Source organism: Aquisalimonas asiatica (genome assembly GCF_900110585.1).
GTDB classification, from domain to species: domain Bacteria; phylum Pseudomonadota; class Gammaproteobacteria; order Nitrococcales; family Aquisalimonadaceae; genus Aquisalimonas; species Aquisalimonas asiatica.
This window is the reverse complement of record NZ_FOEG01000010.1, coordinates 23,845-43,953: the sequence shown is the minus strand read 5'-3', so window position 1 is coordinate 43,953 and position 20,109 is coordinate 23,845. Positions and strand designations below refer to the sequence as shown.

Annotated in this window: 16 protein-coding genes and 1 tRNA gene; 8 read left to right on the top strand and 9 right to left on the bottom strand. The window is 67.7% G+C overall.

Annotated features, from left to right (window positions below; genetic code table 11):
- The first annotated feature begins 31 nt into the window (after positions 1-31).
- The 6 genes from BMZ02_RS15975 (at position 32) to BMZ02_RS15950 (ending at position 8,189) form a co-directional block, all read left to right on the top strand.
- Entirely contained in the window at positions 32-673 is a 642-nt protein-coding gene (locus BMZ02_RS15975; protein ID WP_091645686.1) for a TetR/AcrR family transcriptional regulator, read from the top strand.
- Between the two features lie 59 nt (positions 674-732).
- Positions 733-1,896, top strand: a complete 1,164-nt coding sequence (locus tag BMZ02_RS15970) for an efflux RND transporter periplasmic adaptor subunit (protein ID WP_091645685.1) — start codon at positions 733-735, stop codon at positions 1,894-1,896.
- Positions 1,896-5,030 (top strand): efflux RND transporter permease subunit, encoded by a 3,135-nt coding sequence (locus BMZ02_RS15965; RefSeq protein ID WP_091645683.1) that lies wholly within the window; start codon positions 1,896-1,898, stop codon positions 5,028-5,030. The genes BMZ02_RS15970 and BMZ02_RS15965 overlap by 1 nt, the downstream gene beginning before the upstream one ends.
- Entirely contained in the window at positions 5,023-6,471 is a 1,449-nt protein-coding gene (locus BMZ02_RS15960) for an efflux transporter outer membrane subunit (protein WP_091645682.1), read from the top strand. The genes BMZ02_RS15965 and BMZ02_RS15960 overlap by 8 nt, the downstream gene beginning before the upstream one ends.
- 114 nt (positions 6,472-6,585) lie before the next feature.
- Positions 6,586-7,644, top strand: a complete 1,059-nt coding sequence (gene lpxD, locus BMZ02_RS15955) for a UDP-3-O-(3-hydroxymyristoyl)glucosamine N-acyltransferase (RefSeq protein WP_091645680.1) — start codon at positions 6,586-6,588, stop codon at positions 7,642-7,644.
- Positions 7,644-8,189 (top strand): acyloxyacyl hydrolase, encoded by a 546-nt coding sequence (locus BMZ02_RS15950; protein ID WP_091645678.1) that lies wholly within the window; start codon positions 7,644-7,646, stop codon positions 8,187-8,189. Before lpxD ends, BMZ02_RS15950 begins: the two co-directional genes overlap by 1 nt.
- Here BMZ02_RS15950 and BMZ02_RS15945 read toward each other — a convergent pair.
- From BMZ02_RS15945 to rpsU, 8 genes are all read right to left on the bottom strand, one after another.
- Positions 8,186-11,275: an efflux RND transporter permease subunit gene (locus tag BMZ02_RS15945; protein ID WP_091645677.1), complete on the bottom strand. Its 3,090-nt coding sequence runs from the start codon at positions 11,273-11,275 to the stop codon at positions 8,186-8,188. The genes BMZ02_RS15950 and BMZ02_RS15945 overlap by 4 nt on opposite strands.
- Positions 11,275-12,378: an efflux RND transporter periplasmic adaptor subunit gene (locus tag BMZ02_RS15940; protein ID WP_091645675.1), complete on the bottom strand. Its 1,104-nt coding sequence runs from the start codon at positions 12,376-12,378 to the stop codon at positions 11,275-11,277. Before BMZ02_RS15940 ends, BMZ02_RS15945 begins: the two co-directional genes overlap by 1 nt.
- 125 nt (positions 12,379-12,503) lie before the next feature.
- Positions 12,504-13,019, bottom strand: coding sequence for a hypothetical protein (locus BMZ02_RS15935; RefSeq protein ID WP_091645674.1), 516 nt, complete (start codon positions 13,017-13,019; stop codon positions 12,504-12,506).
- A gap of 126 nt (positions 13,020-13,145) precedes the next feature.
- Positions 13,146-13,222 (bottom strand) — tRNA-Ile (locus tag BMZ02_RS15930).
- Between the two features lie 117 nt (positions 13,223-13,339).
- Positions 13,340-15,163 (bottom strand): RNA polymerase sigma factor RpoD, encoded by a 1,824-nt coding sequence (gene rpoD, locus BMZ02_RS15925; protein ID WP_091645672.1) that lies wholly within the window; start codon positions 15,161-15,163, stop codon positions 13,340-13,342.
- A gap of 78 nt (positions 15,164-15,241) precedes the next feature.
- Complete coding sequence (gene dnaG, locus BMZ02_RS15920) at positions 15,242-16,999, bottom strand: DNA primase (RefSeq protein WP_091645671.1); 1,758 nt, start codon at positions 16,997-16,999, stop codon at positions 15,242-15,244.
- Positions 17,000-17,113: 114 nt separating this feature from the next.
- Positions 17,114-17,569 (bottom strand): GatB/YqeY domain-containing protein, encoded by a 456-nt coding sequence (locus BMZ02_RS15915; RefSeq protein WP_091645669.1) that lies wholly within the window; start codon positions 17,567-17,569, stop codon positions 17,114-17,116.
- Positions 17,570-17,590: 21 nt separating this feature from the next.
- Entirely contained in the window at positions 17,591-17,806 is a 216-nt protein-coding gene (rpsU, locus tag BMZ02_RS15910) for a 30S ribosomal protein S21 (RefSeq protein ID WP_091645667.1), read from the bottom strand.
- A 180-nt stretch (positions 17,807-17,986) separates the two neighbouring features.
- Here rpsU and tsaD point away from each other — a divergent pair, with 180 nt between their 5' ends.
- Positions 17,987-19,009, top strand: coding sequence for a tRNA (adenosine(37)-N6)-threonylcarbamoyltransferase complex transferase subunit TsaD (gene tsaD, locus BMZ02_RS15905; RefSeq protein WP_091645666.1), 1,023 nt, complete (start codon positions 17,987-17,989; stop codon positions 19,007-19,009).
- 4 nt (positions 19,010-19,013) lie between these two features.
- On the opposite strand, the gene plsY is transcribed toward tsaD, so the two are convergent.
- On the bottom strand, positions 19,014-19,607 hold the full coding sequence (plsY, locus tag BMZ02_RS15900; RefSeq protein ID WP_091645664.1) for a glycerol-3-phosphate 1-O-acyltransferase PlsY: 594 nt from the start codon (positions 19,605-19,607) through the stop codon (positions 19,014-19,016).
- Positions 19,608-19,732: 125 nt separating this feature from the next.
- Here plsY and folB point away from each other — a divergent pair, with 125 nt between their 5' ends.
- Positions 19,733-20,098, top strand: a complete 366-nt coding sequence (gene folB / locus BMZ02_RS15895; RefSeq protein WP_091645662.1) for a dihydroneopterin aldolase — start codon at positions 19,733-19,735, stop codon at positions 20,096-20,098.
- Positions 20,099-20,109 lie beyond the last annotated feature (11 nt).

The window sequence follows — 20,109 nt, the reverse complement described above, 5'->3', positions numbered from 1 at the left end:
CCGCGGCGGTGGGAAACAGGGTGGTTCGTTCATGGCAGAGCACGATCAGCAGCACATGAAGAAGCGCACGCGACTCTCCGCCGAAGAACGGCGCGACCAGATCCTGTGTGCCGCCGGTCCCCACTTTGCCGAACACGGCTACCGGTGTACGGACGTTCAGGATATCGCCGATGCCATTGGCGTGGGCAAGGGCACCATCTACCGCCTGTTCGACTCCAAGGAAGCGTTGTTTCTCGCCTGTGTCGAGCGTGCTGTCGAAACGATCCATTCCCGTGCGACGACTGCGGTAGAGGGGCTGAATGACCCGCTGGAGAAGATCCGCCTGGCGACCCGGGTCTACCTGCAGTTCTTCGATGATCACCCGGAGGTCATCGAGCTGTTCATCCAGGAGCGTGCGGAGTTCAGGGATCGGGGCAAGCCGGTGTACTTCGTGCAGTGGGAGCGCGATCGGCCGGACTGGGATGTGCTGCTGGACCAGCTCAAGGCGCAGGGGCGCATGCGCTCGATCGACTCTGCGGAGGCCGGGCGGGTCTTCTCCGACGCCATGTACGGGACTGTCATCGCCCACCGCCTGGCGGGTGCCACCGATCCGCTTGTTGCCCGGGCCGAGCGGATACTCGACATCCTGCTTCACGGCATGCTCGTACCCGGATCGGAGTCGGACACTGCCTGATCCGGACGCGCCGGCGACCACACCACAATCAAGACAGAACTCAACTGGAGATGCCAGTGATGGCCACCTTCTTCCGATTGCAGCACCAGGGGCGGCGTATCGCCGTCTTGACCGCGTCCGTCATTGCCGCGCTTTTGCTCACCGCCTGCTCCGGGGATGACGGGGAGTCCGGCGAATCGGAGCAGCCGCCACCGCCCGTGACCGTGGCCGCCGTGTCGCCCACGACGGTGGACGTGGAACAGGACTACGCCGGACGCGTCCACGGCGCCCGCGAGGTGGAGGTGCGCGCCCGGGTCGAGGGCATTCTCGAGGAGCGGCTCTACCAGGAAGGACAGATGGTCGAGCGGGGCGAAGCCCTGTTCCGCATCGATCCGGAGCCGTTCGAGGCGCGGCTGGAGGAGGCGGAAGCGCAGCGGGAGTCTGCGCGGGCCGACCTGGAAGAGGCCGAACGCGAGTGGCGCCGGATCGAACGGCTGTATGAGCGTGATGCCATCAGCGAGCGGGAGCGCGACTCGGCGCGTTCCGCCGTGACGCTCGCACGGGCCGCCGTGTCGGTGGCGGAAGCCCAGGTCACCCAGGCGCGCCTGCAGCTGGATTACGCCACCGTGGAGGCGCCGGTCTCCGGCGTCACCAGCCTGGAAGCGGTGCCGGAGGGCAGCCTGCTCGATCCGGGCACGCTGCTCACCACCATCGTGCAGCACGACCCGGTGCACGTGCGCTTCGCCCTGCCGGAGGACGATGCCGCCATCCAGCGTACCGCCCGGCGCGCCCGGGCCGCCGCCGGTGACGACCAGGACTACCGCCGTGAGGCGGCGCTGCTGCTGCCCGAGGGGGGTGAGTATGATCAGGACGGCGTGGTGGACTTCACCGCCAGCACCATCGACCACGGGACCGGTTCGGTGACCGCCCGCGCCGTGTTCGACAACCCGGATGGCACCATCATCCCCGGCCAGTTCGTGCGGATCCGCGTGGTGCTGGAGACCCTGGACGACATTTTCCGCGTACCGGAGACGGTCATCAGCGAAGGCGCCGACGGACCCCAGCTCTACGTGGTGGACGACGACGGCAACGCCAGTGCCCGCGCCGTGGAGCTCGGGCCGGTAGTCGACGGTGACCAGGTCGTGCTGAGCGGCCTCGACGATGGTGACCGGGTCATCATCAACGGCCACGCCTCTGTCGGCGACGGTGCACCGGTGGACATCACCGATGAGGAGGACATCTGATGTTCCGCTTCTTCATCGACCGGCCGCTGTTCGCCTCGGTGATCTCCATCATCATCCTCATCATGGGCGGCGCGGCACTGGCCACGCTGCCCGTGGAGCAGTACCCGGACGTGGTGCCGCCGGAGATCGTGGTCGAGGCCACCTACCCGGGCGCCAGCGCCGAGGTGATCGCCGAGTCCGTGGCCGCGCCCCTGGAGCAGGAGATCAACGGCGTCGACAACATGATCTACATGGAGTCGAGCAGCACCGACGCCGGCATGATCCAGTTGGTGGTGACCTTCGAGATGGGCACCGACCCGGACCAGGCCGCGATCAACGTCAACAACCGGGTTCAGCGCGCCATGGCCCGCCTGCCGGAAGAGGTGCAGCAGCAGGGGGTGCAGGTCGAGGCCCGCTCCACGGACATCCTGCAGGTCCTGGCGCTGTTCTCCGAGGACGGCAGCATGGATGACGTGGACATCAGCAACTATGCGCTGCTCAACGTCATCGACGAGCTGGTCCGTCTGCCCGGTGTGGGGGATGCATCGCTGTTCGGCGCCCAGGACTACTCCATGCGCGTGTGGCTCGATCCCGAGCGCATGGCGGAGTACCAGCTCACGCCGTCGGACATTGCCTCGGCGCTGCGGGAGCAGAACGCCCAGTTTGCCGCGGGCCGGATCGGTGCCCAGCCCGCCGAGGACGACCAGGCCTTTACCTTCAGCGTCAGCACGCCGGGCAGGTTGACCGACCCGGAAGACTTCGAGGATGTCATCATCCGCAGCGACGCCGACGGTCAGTCGCTGCGGCTGGGGCAGGTGGCCGACGTCCAGCTCGGCGCTCAGGGCTACGACTTCTCCGCCACCTACAACAGTCAGCCCACGGTCCCCATCGGCGTGTACCTGCAGCCGGGCGCCAACGCGGTGGAAACGGCGGCGCGGGTCCGTGGCGTGCTGGAGGACATGGAGTCACGGTTCCCCGAGGGCCTTGAGTACCAGATCCCCTACGACACCACCGATTTCATCGAGGCCTCCATCCAGGAGGTGTTGATCACCCTGGGCATCGCCCTGCTGCTGGTGATGGCGGTGACGTTCCTGTTCCTGCAGCACCTGCGCAGCACGCTCATCCCGCTGGCGGCAATCCCGGTCTCCCTGATCGGGACGTTCGCGGGCATGCAGGCGCTCGGGTTCTCGGTGAACCTGCTCACCCTGTTCGGGCTCATCCTCGCCATCGGCGTGGTGGTGGATAACGCCATCATCGTCATGGAGAACGTCGAGCGGCTCATCAAGGAGCAGGCCCTGTCGGCCTACCAGGCGTCGGTGGAGACCATGAAACAGGTCTCCGGGGCGGTGGTGGCCTCCACCCTGGTGCTGGTGGCGGTGTTCGCGCCCGTGGCGTTCCTCGGTGGCCTGACCGGCGAGCTGTACCAGCAGTTCGCCATCACCATTGCGGTCTCGGTGGTGATCTCGGCGGTTGTGGCTCTCACCCTGACCCCGGCCATGTGCGCCATTCTGCTGGAGAAACCGCTCAAGGAGCCGGTAGCGCCCCTGCGGTGGTTCAATGCCGGGTTCGACCGTCTGACCAACGGCTTCGTCCGGGTGGTGCACTTCTTCCTGCGCCACGCCGTGGTCGGCGTACTGCTCTTCGTCGCCATGATCGGTGTGGCGCTGTTCACCCTGTCGCGCATGGCCGACGGGCTGGTGCCCCAGGAGGACCAGGGCTTCGTGCTGGTGGCGCCCATGCTGCCTGCCGGTGCGTCGCTGGGGCGCACCGAGGCGTTCCGGGACGCCATGACCGACCAGCTCGTCGGCATGGACGAGGTGGACGAGGTGGTGAGCTTTGCCGGGTTCGACATGATCGCCGGCGCCCTGCGCCCCAATGCGGGTGTCGCCTTTCTCACCCTCGCGGACTGGAGCGAGCGCACCGGCGAGGGGCAGGACGCCCAGAGTCTGGCGAATCGTTTCATGGGCATGGGCGCGCAGATGCAGGAAGGCAATATCCTTGCCTTCGTGCCGCCTCCCATCCAGGGGCTGTCGCTGACGGGCGGCGTGGAAGGATTTCTGCAGGTGCGCGGTGACGAGTCACCGGAAGAGATCCAGGCCATTGGCGAGCGCTTCGTCGCCGCCGCCAACGAACGCCCGGAGCTGGCCAACGTCAACGTCACCCTGGATACCAGCATCCCGCGCTACCACGCCGAGGTCGACCGGGAGAAGGCGCGCGCCGCGGGTGTGCCCATCGACCAGGTGTTCGGCGCCCTGCAGAGCACGTTCGGGGCCGACTACGTCAACGACTTCACGCTCGAAGGGCGGAACTGGCAGGTGAACATGCAGGCCAAGAGCGCCTACCGCAGTCACCCGGACGACCTGCGGCGCGTTTTCGTACGCAACGACGATGGTGACATGCTGCCGGTGAGCTCCCTGGTGACGCTGGAGCGCACCACAGGGCCGGACATCATTGATCGCTTCAACGTCTATCCGGCGGCCAAGATCATGGCGGATCCGGCGCCCGGGTACACCACCGGTGATGCCCTGGCCGCCATGCAGGCCGTGGAAGAGGACGTGCTGTCGGACAACGAGCTGCTCGGCTGGACCGGCGAAGCGTATCAGCTCCAGGCGGCGGAGGCCGCCGGTGGCATCGCCTTCGCCCTGGGGCTGGTCATGGTCTTCCTCATCCTGGTAGCCCAGTATGAGCGGCTGACCCTGCCCATTGCCGTGGCATCCGCGGTGCCGTTTGCCGTGTTCGGGGCGGCGCTCGCCTCGGCGCTGCGGGGCTTCCCCAACGACATCTACTTCCAGATCGGGCTACTGGTGCTGATCGGGCTCGCGGCCAAGAATGCCATTCTCATCGTGGAGTTCGCGGCCCAGAACCGCAGCCAGGGCATGTCGTCGCTGGACGCCGCACTGGCGGCCGCCCGTCAGCGCTTCCGCGCCATCATGATGACGGCGCTGACGTTCATCATCGGCACCCTGCCGCTGGTGTTCGCTACGGGCGCCGGTGCGGTCAGTCGCCAGGAGATCGGCACCGTCGTTGTGGGCGGCATGATCGCTGCCAGCACCCTGGCGCTGCTGTTCGTGCCCCTGTTCTACAAACTGCTGGAGGACCTGGCCACATGGCAGAAGGAACGGCGCCAGCGTCGCAAGGAGGAAGCCCATGCGTAAGCTACTGAGTCTGGCTGCCAGCGCGGCCCTGATCGCGGGCTGCGCCGTGGGCCCCGAGTACGAACGGCCGGAGACCGAGCTGCCCGACGAGTGGCCGGAGCACGAGCTGTTCGACACCACCGAGGACGCCGACTGGCAGGCCTGGTGGACGCACTTCGACGATCCGGTGCTGGACGACCTGGTGGAGCGTGCCCTGGACGACAACCTTGATGTGCGCCTGCAGGCCGAGCGGGTGATGGAGGCCCACGCCCGCCTCGGCCTGGCCGACGCCGAGCGCATGCCGACAGTGGATGCCCAGGCGGAAGCCGCGCGGGAGCGGCAGCCCGAGGCCACCACGCCGATCCCGGGCGCTGAGGGCACCGGTAATCTGTTTTCGGTGTCGGGCATGCTCGGCTACGAGCTGGACCTCTGGGGCCGGCTCGCCAGCCAGCGGGATGCCGCCGAGGGCATGCTGCTGGAGTCTGCCTTCAGCCGCGATGCCGTGCGCCTGAACGTGGCCACCGACGTGGTCACCACGTACATCAACCTGCGTGCCGCGGAAGAACAGCTCGCCCTGACCGAGGAGACGGTCCGCTCACGGCAGCGGTCCCTGGACATCGAGGAGGCGCGCTACGAAGAGGGCAGTGCCGATGCGCTGGCCGTGCGCCAGGCCCGCTCGGAACTGGAGACTACCCGCGCCAGCCTGCCACCGCTGCGTGAACAGGTCATGACCCTGGAGAGCGCGCTCGCCGTGCTGGTGGGGGCGCAGCCGGGTGAGCTGCTCGGCGAGCTGGACTTCGGCGAAGGCCGCCTGCGCGAGCTGGAGCTGCCGGATGCCATGCCCGAAGACACGCCCGCCGACATCCTGCGCCGACGGCCGGACATCCGTGCCGCCGAGGCCGGGCTCATGGCATCCACCGCCGAAATCGGCGTCGCCGAGGCGAACCGGCTGCCACAGGTCAGCCTGTCGGCCATGCTCGGTACCGCCGCCACGGCCACCGGCGACCTGTTTACCGGCCCCGCCGAAACCTGGGGGCTGGGTGCCTCGGTGGGCGGGCCGTTGTTCGACTTCGGGCGTGGCCGGGCGCAGGTGGACACGGCGGAGTCCCTGCGGGAGCAGGCGGAGATCCAGTACAACATCACCGTGACCACCGCGTTTCGCGAGGTCCGCGACGCCCTGATCGTCTACGACACCAGCAGTGACCGCATCGAGGCCGTGGGGCGTCAGCTCGAGGCCATCGAGGACACCCGCGACATGGCCGAGCTGCAGTATGACGAGGGGCTGACCGGCCTGTTCGAGCTGCTCGATGCCGAACGGGCCCTGCTTGAGGCGGAGCTCACGGCAGTGGAGGCCACCCGGGATCGCCTGAGCGCAACCGCCACCCTGTTCAAGGCCATGGGTGGCGGCTGGGACGGCAGCGCCGCCCACGTCCTTGACGCCCATGATGTCGAGGCGCGGTGACGTTCAGGGTGATCGCCACCGGCGGCCGCGCCCTGGGCTATCTTGAAGGCGATGCGGCCGTCGCTTCATCACCTTGGGTCAGGGCCGTCGACAGACATTTCTAAGGAGCACGCCATGAATCAGCCAGTTACCGTGAACGAACTGGCCGCACTGGTTGCCGCCGAGGTGGTTGGCGACGGCAGCACGCCGATCCATCGCGTCGCCACCCTTCCGGGGGCGGACGCACAGGCCATCGGCTTCTGCAGCGCACCGCGCTACCTGGATGATCTCCGGCGCACCGGGGCCGGCGCAGTCCTGCTGCGCCGCGAGTACCTGGATGCCTGCCCCACCACGGCACTGGTGGTCGCCGATCCCTACCACGCCTACGCGCGTATCGCCGAGCGGTTGCATCCGCGGCCGGTGCCCGACGCCGGGGTCCACCCCACGGCGGTGGTCGCGGACGACGCGCAGCTCGGCGACGGCGCGTCCGTCGGGCCGCACGCCGTGATCGACGCCGGCGCCTGCCTTGATTCCGGTGTGGTGGTGGGGCCGGGCTGCCACGTCGGCGCCGGCGCGCGTATCGGCGCGGGGAGTCGCCTGCTCGGGCGCGTCACCGTGGGCGAGCGCTGTATACTGGGGCAGCGCGTCGTGCTGCACCCCGGGGTGGTGGTGGGTGCCGACGGCTTCGGATTTGCGCGCGGTCCGGGGGCGGAGGGGTGGCACAAGGTGCCGCAGCTCGGCCGCGTCATCATCGGCGACGACGTGGATCTGGGGGCCAATGTCACCATCGACCGTGGTGCAATCGACGACACCGTGATTGCCGATGGCGTAAAGCTGGATAATCAGGTCCACGTTGCCCACAACGTGCGCATCGGCGAGCGCACCATCATCGCCGGGAACACGGTGGTGGCCGGCAGCACCACCATTGGCAGTGACTGCATGATCGGCGGCTCGACGGCCATCACCGGGCATATCGACATTGCCAATGGCGTAACGCTCATGGGCATGACCGGCGTGACCGGACCCATCCGCGAGTCCGGTGCCTATGCCTCGCCGCTGCCGGCGCAGCCGGTGCGGCAGTGGCGGCGCAACACGGTGCGGTTCACCCAGCTGGACGACCTGTTCCGCCGCGTCAAACAACTGGAGACCGCCCAGGGCGAGGCGGTTGCCACCAACACAGACAGGGACGAGTAATGCATCGATTCAGCACCTCCATGCCGGCTTTCCCGATGGCGGGCGCGGCCCTTGCCGCACTGCTGTTGCTGGTGCCCGGCTCCGCCTGGTCGGCCGGCGAGATCGGCGTGCGCGCCGGCGCCGGCATCGGCGGTCATGACTACAACTACCAGGAGATCTACTGGCGCCCGGCGGCGCTGGCGCCGCGGTTCGGGGACCGCAGCCGCTGGCACGTGGCCGGTTACACCGAGTTCAATGCCGCGCGGGTCAGCGCCAGTGGCGATTCCATGTACACCAGCGGCGTCGGCGTCGGTGGCTGGCTCACCCATCCGGCCCGGCCCCTGAGCATCGGTGTCGGCACCGGGCCGACCTACATCTCGGAGCGCCGCCTGGGCGGGCGCGAGTTCGGCGGCAACTGGCAGTTCACCTCCCACGCCGCCGTCCGGCTGCGGGTCGCGGACCAGGTCAGCATCGGTTACCGCATCCAGCACACCTCCAACGCCGGGCTCTACTCACCCAACGATGGCTACGACATCCAGGCGCTGGAAGTGCGGGTCGGTTTCTAGGCAGCTGCCGCCCCGCGCGCGCGGTTGCCGTTCCACGCCAGCAGAGCGGGTGTCAGCAGGGCAGTAATGAACGTGGCCACGGCCAGCCCGCCGACGATGGCGGTGGCGAGCTGAATCCAGAACTGCCCCGACGGGGCACCGAAGAACAGATCCCGCGCGAAGAAGTCGATGGTCATGCCGAACACCATGGGCAGCAGCCCGATGATGGTGGTGACGGCGGTGAGCACGACCGGGCGCAGGCGCTCCGTGCCGGCCCGCAGGGCGGCGGCATCGGGCGTGAGTCCGTTGCGGCGGTGCTCGTTGTAGGCGTCGATCAGCACGATGTTGTTGTTCACCACGATGCCGGCCAGGGCCATGATGCCAATGCCGCTCATGACAATGGAGAACGGCTCCTGCCGGATCAGCAGCCCCAGGAAGACCCCGGCCAGGGAGAACACGATGGCCGAGAGCACCAGCAGCCCCTGGAAGAAGCTGTTGAGCTGGGTCAGCAGCACCAGGAACATCATGAAGATGGCGACCACGAAGGCGATAACGAGAAAGTTGACCGCCTCCTGCTGATCCTCCACTTCCCCGGCGAAACGGATGTCCACCGCATCCGCGAGCCCGGAGGCATCGATGGCCTCGCTCAGGGTGGCCAGCTCCGCGTTGACGGTGGTCCCGGGGGCGATACCCGCGGAGACGGTCTGCACGTTGCGCCCGTCCACCCGGTTGATCACCGATGGCGCGGGGGATGCCTTGAGCTCCACGAAGTTCGCAATGGGCATCATGCCGTTGGGGGTGGAGACGCGCAGGTCGGCGAGGCGGGCAAACGTCCGGTCCTCGGCCGGGTAGCGCAGCCGGATGTCCACCTCGTCTGCGGCGAAATCGGGCAGATAGGAGCCGAGCAGCAGCCCGTTGGTGAGCATCTGCACGGTGTTGCCGAGGGTGGCGATGTCCACCCCGTAGCGCGCCGCCTGCTCCCGGTCCACCTGCAGGCGCACTTCCGGCTGCGGCACCGGTACGTCGCTTGCGATGTCCACAAACGTGCCCTGGCTGGCCATGAGTGCCTGCAGGCGTGCCGACGCCTCGGGGAGCTGCCGCCGGTCGGGGGACGACAGCTCGATCTGCACCGGCCTGGCTGCCCCAGGGCCGGATTGCTGCTCCTCGATCTGTACGCCCAGGCCGGGGATGGCGTCCGTGGCCGCGCGGATGCGATCCAGGATCACCGCCGCGGGGTCGCGGGTGCGCCAGTCGGTGAAGTCCACCTGCAACGTGCCGATGACGTCCGGGTCCAGGTTCGCACCCAGTCGCGCCTCCACCGAGCCGATGGTGCGGGCGTAGACGCGATCGACCCCCGGCTTGCCGAGCACCCGGTCCTCCACCAGGCGCACGAGCCGGTCCGTCTCCTGGACGGACAGGTTGCCGTCCGCGCGGATCTGGATCTGCGCCCGCTCCGGCTCCACCGCGGGGAAGAAGCTGACACCCTTGCCCAGTGCGCCATAGCTGGCGAAGGCGCTGACCAGCACCAGCAGCCCCAGGCCGACGGCGAGGCCGGGCCGGGCGATCAGGTGGCGCAGGCAGCGGTCGTACAACCCGGGCGGTTGCGGCGTGGGTGTGGGCGCGGCGGCCAGGGGTGAACGCCCGCCCGGGAAGAGTGAGCCGATGATCGGCACGAACACCAGCGCCATCAGCAGTGACGCGGTGAGCGTGACGATGACCGTGGCGGGCAGGTAGCGCATGAACTGCCCGGCGACGCCCGGCCAGAACAGCAGCGGAATGAACACCGCCAGGGTCGTGGCCGTGGAGGCGATCAGCGGCCACGCCATGCGCTGGGAGGCCGCCAGGAAGGCGTCCCGGCGCGAGCGCCCTTCCTCCCGGTAGCGCTCGGCCAGCTCCACCACGACGATGGCGCCGTCCACCAGCATGCCGATGACCAGGATCAGGCCGAACAGCACCACGATGTTCAGGGTGAAGCCGATCAGGTTGATGGCGAGAATGCCGGCCAGAAACGAGCCGGGAATGGCGATGGCCACCAGCAGGGACGCGCGCAGCCCCAGCGCCAGGATGATGGTCAGCATCACCAGCAGCATGGCGGCGATGACGTTGTTCTCCAGGTCCCCCAGCAGCCCCTCGATGTCCTCGGCCTGGTTCTGCAGATAATCGACGCGGATGCCTTCGGGCCAGTCGTCCCGCATGGCGTCCACGGTGGCCTTGATCGCGTCCACCGTGTGGATGATATTCGCGCCGGAGGTCTTGCTGATGTCCAGCCCGATGGTGGGTTGCCCCTCGATGCGCGCGTAGCTCACCGCGTCCTGGAACGTCTGCCGGACGTCGGCGACATCCTGCACCCGCACCACCGCCGTGTCCGTGACCTGCACCGGCATGACCAGGACGTCGGCCACCGACTGGATGGTGCCGGGAATCGAGACGCCGATCCGCCCGGAGCCGGTATCGAAGGCGCCGGCCGCGATCAGCTGGTTGTTGTCGCGCACCGCCTGGCTCACCTCCTGGGCGGAGATTCCGTGGGACTGCATGGCCAGCGGGTCGATGATGATTTCCAGCAGGTCCTCCCGGTCGCCGGAGAGGTCCGCTTCCAGCACGCCGGTGAGCGTCTCCAGCCGGTCCTCCAGCTCACGGGCGACCCGGATGAGCTCCCGCTCCGGCACCTCCCCGGACAGGGCCACCGTGAGAATGGGGAACAGCGACATGTCCACCTCGCGGACACTGGGGGTGTCCGCGCCGTCCGGCAGGTCCGGCGTGGCGTTATCCGTCTCGTCGCGTACGCTCTGCAGGGCGCTCTGCTGATCGAACCCGGGGTCGAACTCCAGGGTGATGGTAGCGAACCCCTCGCCGGCCTGGGCATTCATGCGCCGGAGCCCGGCGATGGACTGCAGCCGGCGCTCCATGGGCTCCACCAGCAGACGTGCACTGTCCTCGGCGGAAATCCCCGGGTAGCTCAGGTTCACCACGAAGAAGGGGATGTCGATCTCCGGCGCCGCCTCCTTGGGGACGGTCACGTAGGAGTAGGCGCCGGCCAGGGCGATCAGCACCAACAGCAGCATGACCGTGCGCACACGGCTGAAGGCCGCGGCGAGCATGGCCGCCATCAGCGCGGCTCCCTGCCAGTGTTCAGGTAATCCTCGGGAGTCTCACGCACATCCACGATTTGCCCGGGGCTGAGCATGCCCTGGCTGATGGTGACAATCCGCGCCCGCTCCGGAAGGCCGGTGACCCAGATGCCGTCGGCCCGGGCGCGGACGATGTCCACCGGCGTAAAGGCGATGCGGTTCTCGTCATCGACGGTCTGCAGGCCGATCCGCCCCTGGGCGTCGAGGCGGATCAGGGCGGCGGAGACCCGGTGGGCGTCCACCGTGTCGGTGGGGATGATCACCTCGGCGCTGAGGCCGGAGGGCAGGGCGCCGTCGCTGTTGTCGATCTCCACCTCGACGCGGAACGTGCGCGTGGTGGCGTCGGCGATGGGGGCAATGAAGCGGATGCTGCCTTCGCGCTGGCCGCCGCCGATGAAGCGCACCCGGGTGTCCATGCCGGTGCGCAGCCGCGGCGCCGCCGCCTGGTGCACGTGAACCACCGCGATCAGCGGGTCGTTGTCGACGATCTGCAGCACCTCGCCGCCGACCGCGACGTAGCTGCCCAGCTCTGATTCGACGCGGTTGACCACACCGTCGATGGGCGCGCGCAGCGTGGTGTTGTCGATCTCCAGCTCGATGGCGCGCAGGTCGGCGCGGGCGGCCTCCAGCTCCGCCAGCCGGGTCTGGGCCTCGGAGCGTGACACGAACCCGCCCTCCACCAGGTCCATGGCGCTGTCGTAGTCCCGCTGCGCCGAGGCGAGCTGGGCCCGCGATCGCGCCAGCCGCGCCTGCCGGTCGTCCGTGGAGAGCTGGCCGATCGCCTCTCCGGCGGTAACCCGCGTACCGGACGCTACCACCTCCTCGACAATGCCCTCCGTGCGCGCCCGGAGCATGGCGATCTGGTTCGGCTCCACATCACCGTAGAGGCTGATTTCGCGGGTCACCGGGCCGGCTTCGCTCCAGCTTGCGGCAACGGTGGGCACGCGCTCCGCCGGCGCTTGCGGCTCCGGCGCGGGGCCGCGCGTGAGCACGCCACTGCCGATCCACACCACGATGATGGTGACGATGGCGACGAATACGAGGGTGGTGGAGTTGAGCAGCCGGGCGCGCAGTCCATTCAAAACGGTCTGTCCATGTCACCGATGTCTGTCGGTAAGCATAGCAGCCGTCCCGGAGGCACCACAGGTGGGGAGCACTGGCGCGACCGGCAGGCGGAAGACCCGCCGGTCGCCTTACTTGCGGCGGCTCAGAAGTAGAAGTTGGCGCTGGCGCCCGCCGAGCCGATGGTGATGCTGCTGTCGCCCTCGTCCGGGTTGACGAATTCGGCACCCACGCGGCCGGAGACGCTGAAGTTGCTGGAGACGAAATACTCCAGCCCGAAGTGCGAGCCCAGACCCAGGGCGTCGTTGCCGTTGGACCAGTAGGTGAGCTCACCGTCGATGAAGGTGCGCAGGTTGCCCGTGTCGCCCGGGATCATGTAGAAGCGCGAGCCGCCGCGGAGCAGCAGGTTGGTGTCGTCGCCGCTGGAGACGATCAGCGAGCCGTAGGGCATGATGTCGTCGCTGACGAAATAGCCGAAGTTGTAGGTGGGGCTGTCCGGAGGATTCAGCCCGGGTGCACCCGGGTCGGCCGACGACAGCGGTTCGCTGAACAGGTCGGTGATGGACAGGTGGAAGTTGCCCTGGCCGGGCGTCTGGGCCTGCGCCGCACCGGCGGCGATCAGGGCGGACGAGAGAGTGAGCGCGGTGATTGTCTTGCGCATGACAAGCTCCTTTTCTTTTTTCTGGAATCTGCCTCCGTACGGAGGATCGGCGACAGGAGAACACAGGAGCCCCGCCAGTGGCAGTCGTTGCCATGCGGCGACATGCCGAGTGATGGGAACAGGGAGTGGTGGGCCCGGCTGGACTCGAACCAGCGACCAAGGGATTATGAGTCCCCTGCTCTAACCAACTGAGCTACAGGCCCTTTGGTGCAGCGGGTGGGTGCGGTGGTGCCGCGCTGTGGCACAAAAAAACCGCCCTGCGGAAAACCGCAGGGCGGCAGTATAGCGCGGGCTCCACCGGGCGTCAGCCCGGCTGGCGATTACTGCTCGTCCAGGAAGCTGCGCAGGGATTCCGAGCGGGTCGGATGGCGCAGCTTGCGCAGGGCCTTGGCCTCGATCTGCCGGATACGCTCGCGGGTGACGTCGAACTGCTTGCCCACTTCCTCGAGGGTGTGGTCGGTGTTCATGTCGATCCCGAAGCGCATGCGCAGCACTTTCGCCTCACGCGGGGTCAGGCCGCCGAGCACGCCCCGCACGGCCTCTTTCAGGCCCTCGCGGGTGGCAGAGTCCACCGGCGACATGACGCCGATGTCCTCGATGAAGTCGCCCAGGTGGCTGTCCTCGTCGTCGCCAATGGGCGTCTCCATGGAGATGGGCTCCTTGGCGATCTTGAGCACCTTGCGCACCTTGTCCTCGGGCATCTCCATGCGCTCGGCGAGCTCGTCCGGCGTCGCTTCCCGGCCCATCTCCTGGAGCATCTGCCGGGAGATCCGGTTCAGCTTGTTGATGGTCTCGATCATGTGCACCGGGATGCGGATGGTGCGCGCCTGGTCCGCGATGGAGCGCGTGATCGCCTGGCGGATCCACCACGTGGCGTAGGTGGAGAACTTGTAACCGCGCCGGTATTCGAACTTGTCCACCGCCTTCATCAGGCCGATGTTGCCTTCCTGGATCAGGTCCAGGAACTGCAGGCCGCGGTTGGTGTACTTCTTGGCGATGGAGATCACCAGGCGCAGGTTGGCCTCGACCATTTCTTTCTTGGCGCGGCGGGCCTTGGCCTCGCCGATGGACATGCGCCGGTTGATCTCCTTGATCTCGCCCACGTCCAGGCCGGAGAGGTTCTGCAGCTCGCGCATCTGCTCCTGCGCGTAGCGCACCTGATCCTGCACCTCCACCAGACGGTCCGCGTCCACGTCATCCCGCGCCTTGACCTCGTCGAGCCACTGCTCGTCGGTCTCGCGGCCGGGGAAGGACTTCAGGAAGACCTTGCGCTGCATGCCGGCCTTGCGCACGCAGTTCTCCATGACCACGCGCTCCTGGCGGCGGATGCGCTCCACCGCCTTGCGGAGCTGATCCACCATGGCTTCCAGGATGCGGGGCGGGAACTTGATCCGCAGGAACAGCTCCGCCATCTCCTCGCGCTGACGCTGCAGCTTGGCGCTGTCCTCGCGCCCCTGGGCGAGCAGCTCCTGGGTCTCGTCGTAGAGCTCCTGGATGCGGGTGAAGAGCTCCCGCGCCACCTCCGGGTCGGGGCCGGTATCCGCGGCGCTGTTGTCGTCAGCGTCGTCGTCGGCCTCCGTGTTGGTGTCTTCCAGCGTGGTTTCGGTGCTGGAGGCTTCCTGCGGCTCGTCGCCATCCCGGAAGTTGGCAACGATGTCGCTCAGGCGCTGTTCCTCGGCCTCCACGCGCTCGAAACCCTTGAGCAGGAAACGGGCCGACTCGGGGTACGCAGCCAGTGCGGTGACCACCTGATCCAGGCCTTCCTCGATGCGCTTGGCGAGTTTGATCTCGCCCTCCCGGGTGAGCAGCTCCACGGTGCCCATCTCGCGCATGTACATGCGCACCGGGTCCGTGGTGCGGCCGAATTCGGCGTCCACCGCGGCGAGCGCGGCTGCAGCCTCTTCGGCAGCCTCTTCGTCGTCCGTCGTGACCGCGGAATCGTTCAGCAGCAGTTCGTCGGAGTCGGGTGCAACTTCATGGACGGTAATGCCCATGTCGTTGATCATGCCGATGATGTCTTCGATCTGTTCCGGATCGACGATGTCATCGGGGAGGTGATCGTTCACTTCGGCATAGGTCAGGAAGCCCTGGTCTTTGCCTTTGGCGATCAATTGTTTAATCTGTGACTGCTGATCCTGGGTCATACCACTCGCTACCTGGATGGTTGGCGTAAGGCCCTTCGTAAACTGAACCGGCCATTATAGCTGCCGTTTGGCTATTTGTCAGTCCGTGTCAAGTGTTGTTCCCTTGCGTCGCCGCAGAAGGTCGAGCCACTCGGCCTGCTCATCCTCCGTCATGCGTCCGTTTTCCGCCTGCTGATTCAAGTATTGCAGGCGTTGCTCGTCGAGCAATGCGTCCAGGCGCGCCATTGCGCCCCTGAATTCCGCTTCGACTCCGTCCTCGGGCACCAGGTGATCCCAGGCGGCCAACTTTGCCAGCGCCTCCTCGTGGGGGTGACCACGGAACCGCTCGAGCACGGCTCCTGCTGTAAGATGCGGTTGCTCCTGCAGTAATTCAAGGAGCTGGCCCAGCAGCGGCGCCCCGGGCTGCTGCAGGTCGCGGAACCGCTCCGGTTCACCGCCCCGGGCGGCGAGTTCCGGGTACTGCAGCAACAGCGCCACGGCCACGCGCACCGACGTGCGCCGCTGTGGCTGGGCGCTGCGTGCCGGGCGGCGGGCGTCCTCGGCCGGTCTGGCCGTGCCGTCACCGCCGACGGCGCGCTCCATGTGCACGCGGTCGACGCGGGCGTATCGGGCGACCTCGTCCACGAGCAGGTCGCGGAACACGCCCGGCGGGACGCGCCGAACGGTGGTTGCGGCGCGCTCCAGCAGCCGTGCGCGACCGTCCACGGTCTGTACATCGGCATCCCGGCTCAGCTCCTTGAGCAGAAATTGCGACAGTGACAGGGCGTCACCGACCTGGGCGCGGAATCCGTCGGCGCCGAGCTGGCGCACCAGGGAGTCCGGGTCTTCACCGTCGGGCAGGAACAGGAAGCGGGCCTGGCGGTCGTCCCGCATGGCCGGCAGGGTGTTCTCCAGGGCGCGCCACGCCGCCTGACGCCCGGCTTCGTCGCCGTCAAAGCAGAACACCACGTTGCGGGTGGTGCGGAACAGCCGTTCCACCTGGTCCGTGGTGGTGGCTGTGCCAAGGGTTGCGACCGCATTGGGCAGCCCCTGCTGGGCCAGTGCCACCACGTCCATGTAGCCTTCGACCACCAGCATGTGATCCGGGTAGCGCTGTGCCTGCAGGCACTCGTGCAACCCGTACAGCTCGCGTCCCTTGTGGAAAACCGGCGTCTCCGGCGAGTTCAGGTACTTGGGTTCGCCCTGATCCAGGACGCGGCCGCCGAAACCCACCGTGCGACCGCGGCGGTCGCGGATCGGGAACATGATGCGGTCACGGAACCGGTCGTAGACGCTGCCGGTTTCCTCCTTGCGGATGGCCAGCCCGGCGCGCACGAGCTCCTTCTCATTGCCCAGTTCGCGCAGCAGGTTGTCCCATCCGGGGGGGGCGAAGCCGATGCCATAGCGCGCGGCCACGTCCCCGCTCAGGCCGCGGCGGCGGAGGTACTCCACGGCGCGGTCCTTGTCCCCATGGCGGCGCAGCCAGGTCCGGTAGGCCTGGGCAGCCCGGTCCAGCAGGTCGTACAACGGTGTCGCTTCCGGGTTGGGCGTGCTGCGCGCCTCCCTGGGCATCTCCATGCCCACCTGGCGGGCCAGGGTTTCCACCGCTTCGGGGAAGCTCATCCGGTCGTATTCCATGAGGAAACGGATGGCGGTGCCGTGAGCGCCACAACCGAAGCAGTGGTAGAACTGCTTGGTGGGGCTGACGGTGAACGACGGGGTCTTTTCGGAGTGGAACGGGCACAGGGCGTGGTAGTTGGCCCCGGCTTTCTTCATGGCCAGGCGCGAGCTGATCAGCTCGACGATGTCCACTCGAGCGAGGAGGTCATCGATGAACTGATCCGGAATCCCGGCCATTGCGGGCGCTCCTGCTGTCGGCTTCGATGACGGTGGAATGCCCGCGGCAGCGACCGGTCAGGAACAGGGTCGGCTGCGCGAGTGGCATGGCCGCCCGACGGGCGGCCGGAGCGGTCAACCGTTCAGGCGTGCCTTGAGCTGCGCGCTGGCCTTGCCCATGTCGGCACGACCCTGCAGGCGCGGCTTGAGCAGCCCCATCACCTTGCCCATGTCGCGGATGGACTCCGCTCCGGACTCGGCGATGGCCTGGTCGATCAGCTCACCGACCTCGTCATCGGTCAGTGGCTGGGGCAGGAATTCCTGGAGTACCGTGAGTTCGTACTCTTCCTTCTCGGCGAGATCGTCCCGGCTGGCGGCGCGATACTGCTCGATGGACTCGTGCCGCTGCTTCACCATCTTGCTCAGCAGCGCAATCACGTCGTCATCGGTCAGATCGGTGCGCTGGTCCACCTCGTGCTGCTTCATGGCAGCGGTGATCAGACGCAACACACCAAGCCGGGATCGGTCTCCCGATCGCATGGCCTCTTTCACCGCAGTCTGGATGCGGTCCTTCAGGGCGCTATCGCTCATGCTCTCAGTCCAGGCGGGCGTTTAATACATGCGCTCGCGGCGCACCTGCTCGCGCTGAAGCTTCTTGGCATGACGCTTCACGGCAGCAGCCTGCTTGCGCTTGCGCACCTGCGTGGGCTTCTCGTAGTGCTCGCGGCGGCGCACCTCGGAGAGGATGCCGGCTTTCTCGCAGGAGCGCTTGAAGCGGCGCAGGGCGACCTCGAAATGCTCGTTTTCCCGTACCTTGACGATCGGCATGCAGCTACTCACCTTCCTTCATTGAATGCTTTATCCAAGTGGAACAGTCGTTTCCACAGTGGGCGCGGTATTCTATCCGGGTGCCGCGGCGAAGACAACCACGGGTTGCAGCCGCTGTCGCGGCGGTGGTGGTTCTGGTAGTAGACTGCGCCACGCACTGGCTGGGTGGGCTTTTGACCGATGCGCGTTCTGGGAATCGAGACGTCCTGCGACGAGACCGGCGTCGCCGTCTATGACGGTAGCGCAGGGTTGCGCGCGCACGCGGTCCACAGCCAGGTGGATCTGCACGCCACGTACGGCGGCGTGGTGCCGGAGCTGGCGTCGCGGGATCACGTGCGCCGGGTGCTGCCGCTGGTGGAGCAGGTGCTCGCCGACAGCGGTCTCACCGCAGACGCGCTGGATGGTGTCGCCTACACCCGCGGCCCCGGGCTGGTGGGCGCGCTGCTCGTGGGGGCCGCCGTGGGGCGTAGTCTGGCCTGGGCGCGGCAGTTGCCGGCCATTGGCGTGCACCACATGGAAGCCCATCTGCTGGCGCCACTGCTGGAGGATGATCCTCCGGCCTTTCCGTTCGTCGCCCTGCTGGTCTCCGGCGGGCACACCATGCTGGTCCAGGTGGCTGGCGTGGGCCGCTATCGCCTGTTGGGCGAATCCCTGGACGATGCCGCCGGTGAAGCGTTCGACAAGACGGCGAAACTCCTCGGGCTGCCTTATCCGGGAGGCCCGCAGCTCGAGCAGCTCGCCCGCGGTGGCGAGCCGGACCGGTACCGGTTTCCGCGGCCGATGACCGACCGGCCGGGGCTGGATTTCAGCTTCAGCGGCCTCAAGACGTTTACCCGCAACCTGGTCATGGCGTCCGGGGACGACCCTCAGGCCCGTGCCGATATCGCCCGCGGCTTCCAGGACGCGGTGGCAGACACGCTCGCCATCAAGTGCCGGCGCGCGCTGCGCCAGTCCGGAACGGGGCGCCTGGTGGTGGCCGGTGGCGTGAGCGCGAACCAGACGCTGCGGGCGCGCTTTGATGCCATGGCGGCAGCGGAAGGGGCCACGGTGCACTACCCCCGTCTGGCCCTGTGCACGGACAACGGTGCGATGATCGCTTATACGGGCTACCTGAGGCTGGCAGGGGGTGATCGCGGCACCAACGGTTTCAACGTGACCGCGCGCTGGCCGCTGGAGGCGCTGGTCGAGCCGGGTGCGGGGTAGAGGCTCAGTCCTTCTCGCCGATCTTCTTCTCGGTGCCGTTCAGCAGTGACTGCAGATTCCCCCGATGCCGCCAGTAGGTCAGCAGGGTAATCCCAAGCATGCCGAGCATGATCGCCTGTGGCTGATCGAAGTAGGCGAGGAAGAAGGGCGCCAGCAGGAACGACACCAGCGCCGCCAGCGATGAGTAGCGGAACAGCGCTGCAACCGCCAGCCAGGTGATGATCGTGAGCAGCAGCGCCGGCCAGGACCAGCCCAGTAGCACCCCGAGCCCGGTCGCCACACCCTTGCCGCCCTCGAAGCGGAAGAACACCGGGTACAGGTGCCCGAGAAACGCGGCCAGCCCGATCAACGCCAGGGTTACCGGCCCCGCTCCGGCGATCACGCCGATGACCACCGGAATGGTGCCCTTGATGAAATCTCCCCCCAGCGTGATGCCCGCGGCAAGGCGATTACCCACCCGCAGCACGTTGGTGGCGCCGGGGTTGCGGGAGCCTTCGCTGCGCGGATCCGGTAGCCCCATGGCGCGGCAGGTGAGAATGGCCGCGGAGATGGACCCGAACAGATAGGCGGCAACAATGAGCACGACGTCGATGATCATGGCCGGTATTGAATGGGTTTGCCGGTGGCGGGTCAAGCGTGGATTGGGGCCGTTGATCCGCCGCGGCTGGCCCGCGCACCGGCCGGGGCGCTATCATCGCCGCTTGCGACGCCAGGGGGAGCGGCATGGATATCGTCTTCATCAATGAACTCCGGATCGACACCGTCATTGGGGTGCGGGACTGGGAGCGGCGCGTCCGGCAGACGCTGGTGCTGGATCTGGAGCTGGCCGCGGATACGGCCACCGCGGCGGAGTCCGACGATGTCGGCGACGCCCTGGACTACGACGCCGTCACCCGGCAGCTCACGGAGCACGTGCGCGACATGGAGCACGCGCTGGTGGAGACCCTGGCGGAAGACGTGGCCATGATGCTGCGCGACGAATTCGGTATCCCGTGGTTGCGGCTGCGCGTCACCAAGCCGGGCGCCGTGCCCGGTGCGCGTGCCGTCGGCGTGGTGATCGAGCGCGGACAATGGCCCGGGGCCGCCTGAAGGATGGACGC

What these genes read in the sequence shown, in the direction of transcription:
- rpsU (WP_091645667.1), bottom strand. Translation starts at nt 17,806, where the DNA reads ATGCCGATCGTCAAGGTACGGGAAAACGAGCATTTCGAGGTCGCCCTG.
- rpoD (WP_091645672.1), bottom strand. Translation starts at nt 15,163, where the DNA reads ATGACCCAGGATCAGCAGTCACAGATTAAACAATTGATCGCCAAAGGC.
- BMZ02_RS15915 (WP_091645669.1), bottom strand. Translation starts at nt 17,569, where the DNA reads ATGAGCGATAGCGCCCTGAAGGACCGCATCCAGACTGCGGTGAAAGAG.
- BMZ02_RS15945 (WP_091645677.1), bottom strand. Translation starts at nt 11,275, where the DNA reads ATGGCGGCCATGCTCGCCGCGGCCTTCAGCCGTGTGCGCACGGTCATG.
- BMZ02_RS15960 (WP_091645682.1), top strand. Translation starts at nt 5,023, where the DNA reads ATGCGTAAGCTACTGAGTCTGGCTGCCAGCGCGGCCCTGATCGCGGGC.
- BMZ02_RS15965 (WP_091645683.1), top strand. Translation starts at nt 1,896, where the DNA reads ATGTTCCGCTTCTTCATCGACCGGCCGCTGTTCGCCTCGGTGATCTCC.
- BMZ02_RS15950 (WP_091645678.1), top strand. Translation starts at nt 7,644, where the DNA reads ATGCATCGATTCAGCACCTCCATGCCGGCTTTCCCGATGGCGGGCGCG.
- folB (WP_091645662.1), top strand. Translation starts at nt 19,733, where the DNA reads ATGGATATCGTCTTCATCAATGAACTCCGGATCGACACCGTCATTGGG.
- BMZ02_RS15975 (WP_091645686.1), top strand. Translation starts at nt 32, where the DNA reads ATGGCAGAGCACGATCAGCAGCACATGAAGAAGCGCACGCGACTCTCC.
- BMZ02_RS15935 (WP_091645674.1), bottom strand. Translation starts at nt 13,019, where the DNA reads ATGCGCAAGACAATCACCGCGCTCACTCTCTCGTCCGCCCTGATCGCC.
- plsY (WP_091645664.1), bottom strand. Translation starts at nt 19,607, where the DNA reads ATGATCATCGACGTCGTGCTCATTGTTGCCGCCTATCTGTTCGGGTCC.
- dnaG (WP_091645671.1), bottom strand. Translation starts at nt 16,999, where the DNA reads ATGGCCGGGATTCCGGATCAGTTCATCGATGACCTCCTCGCTCGAGTG.
- lpxD (WP_091645680.1), top strand. Translation starts at nt 6,586, where the DNA reads ATGAATCAGCCAGTTACCGTGAACGAACTGGCCGCACTGGTTGCCGCC.
- tsaD (WP_091645666.1), top strand. Translation starts at nt 17,987, where the DNA reads ATGCGCGTTCTGGGAATCGAGACGTCCTGCGACGAGACCGGCGTCGCC.
- BMZ02_RS15970 (WP_091645685.1), top strand. Translation starts at nt 733, where the DNA reads ATGGCCACCTTCTTCCGATTGCAGCACCAGGGGCGGCGTATCGCCGTC.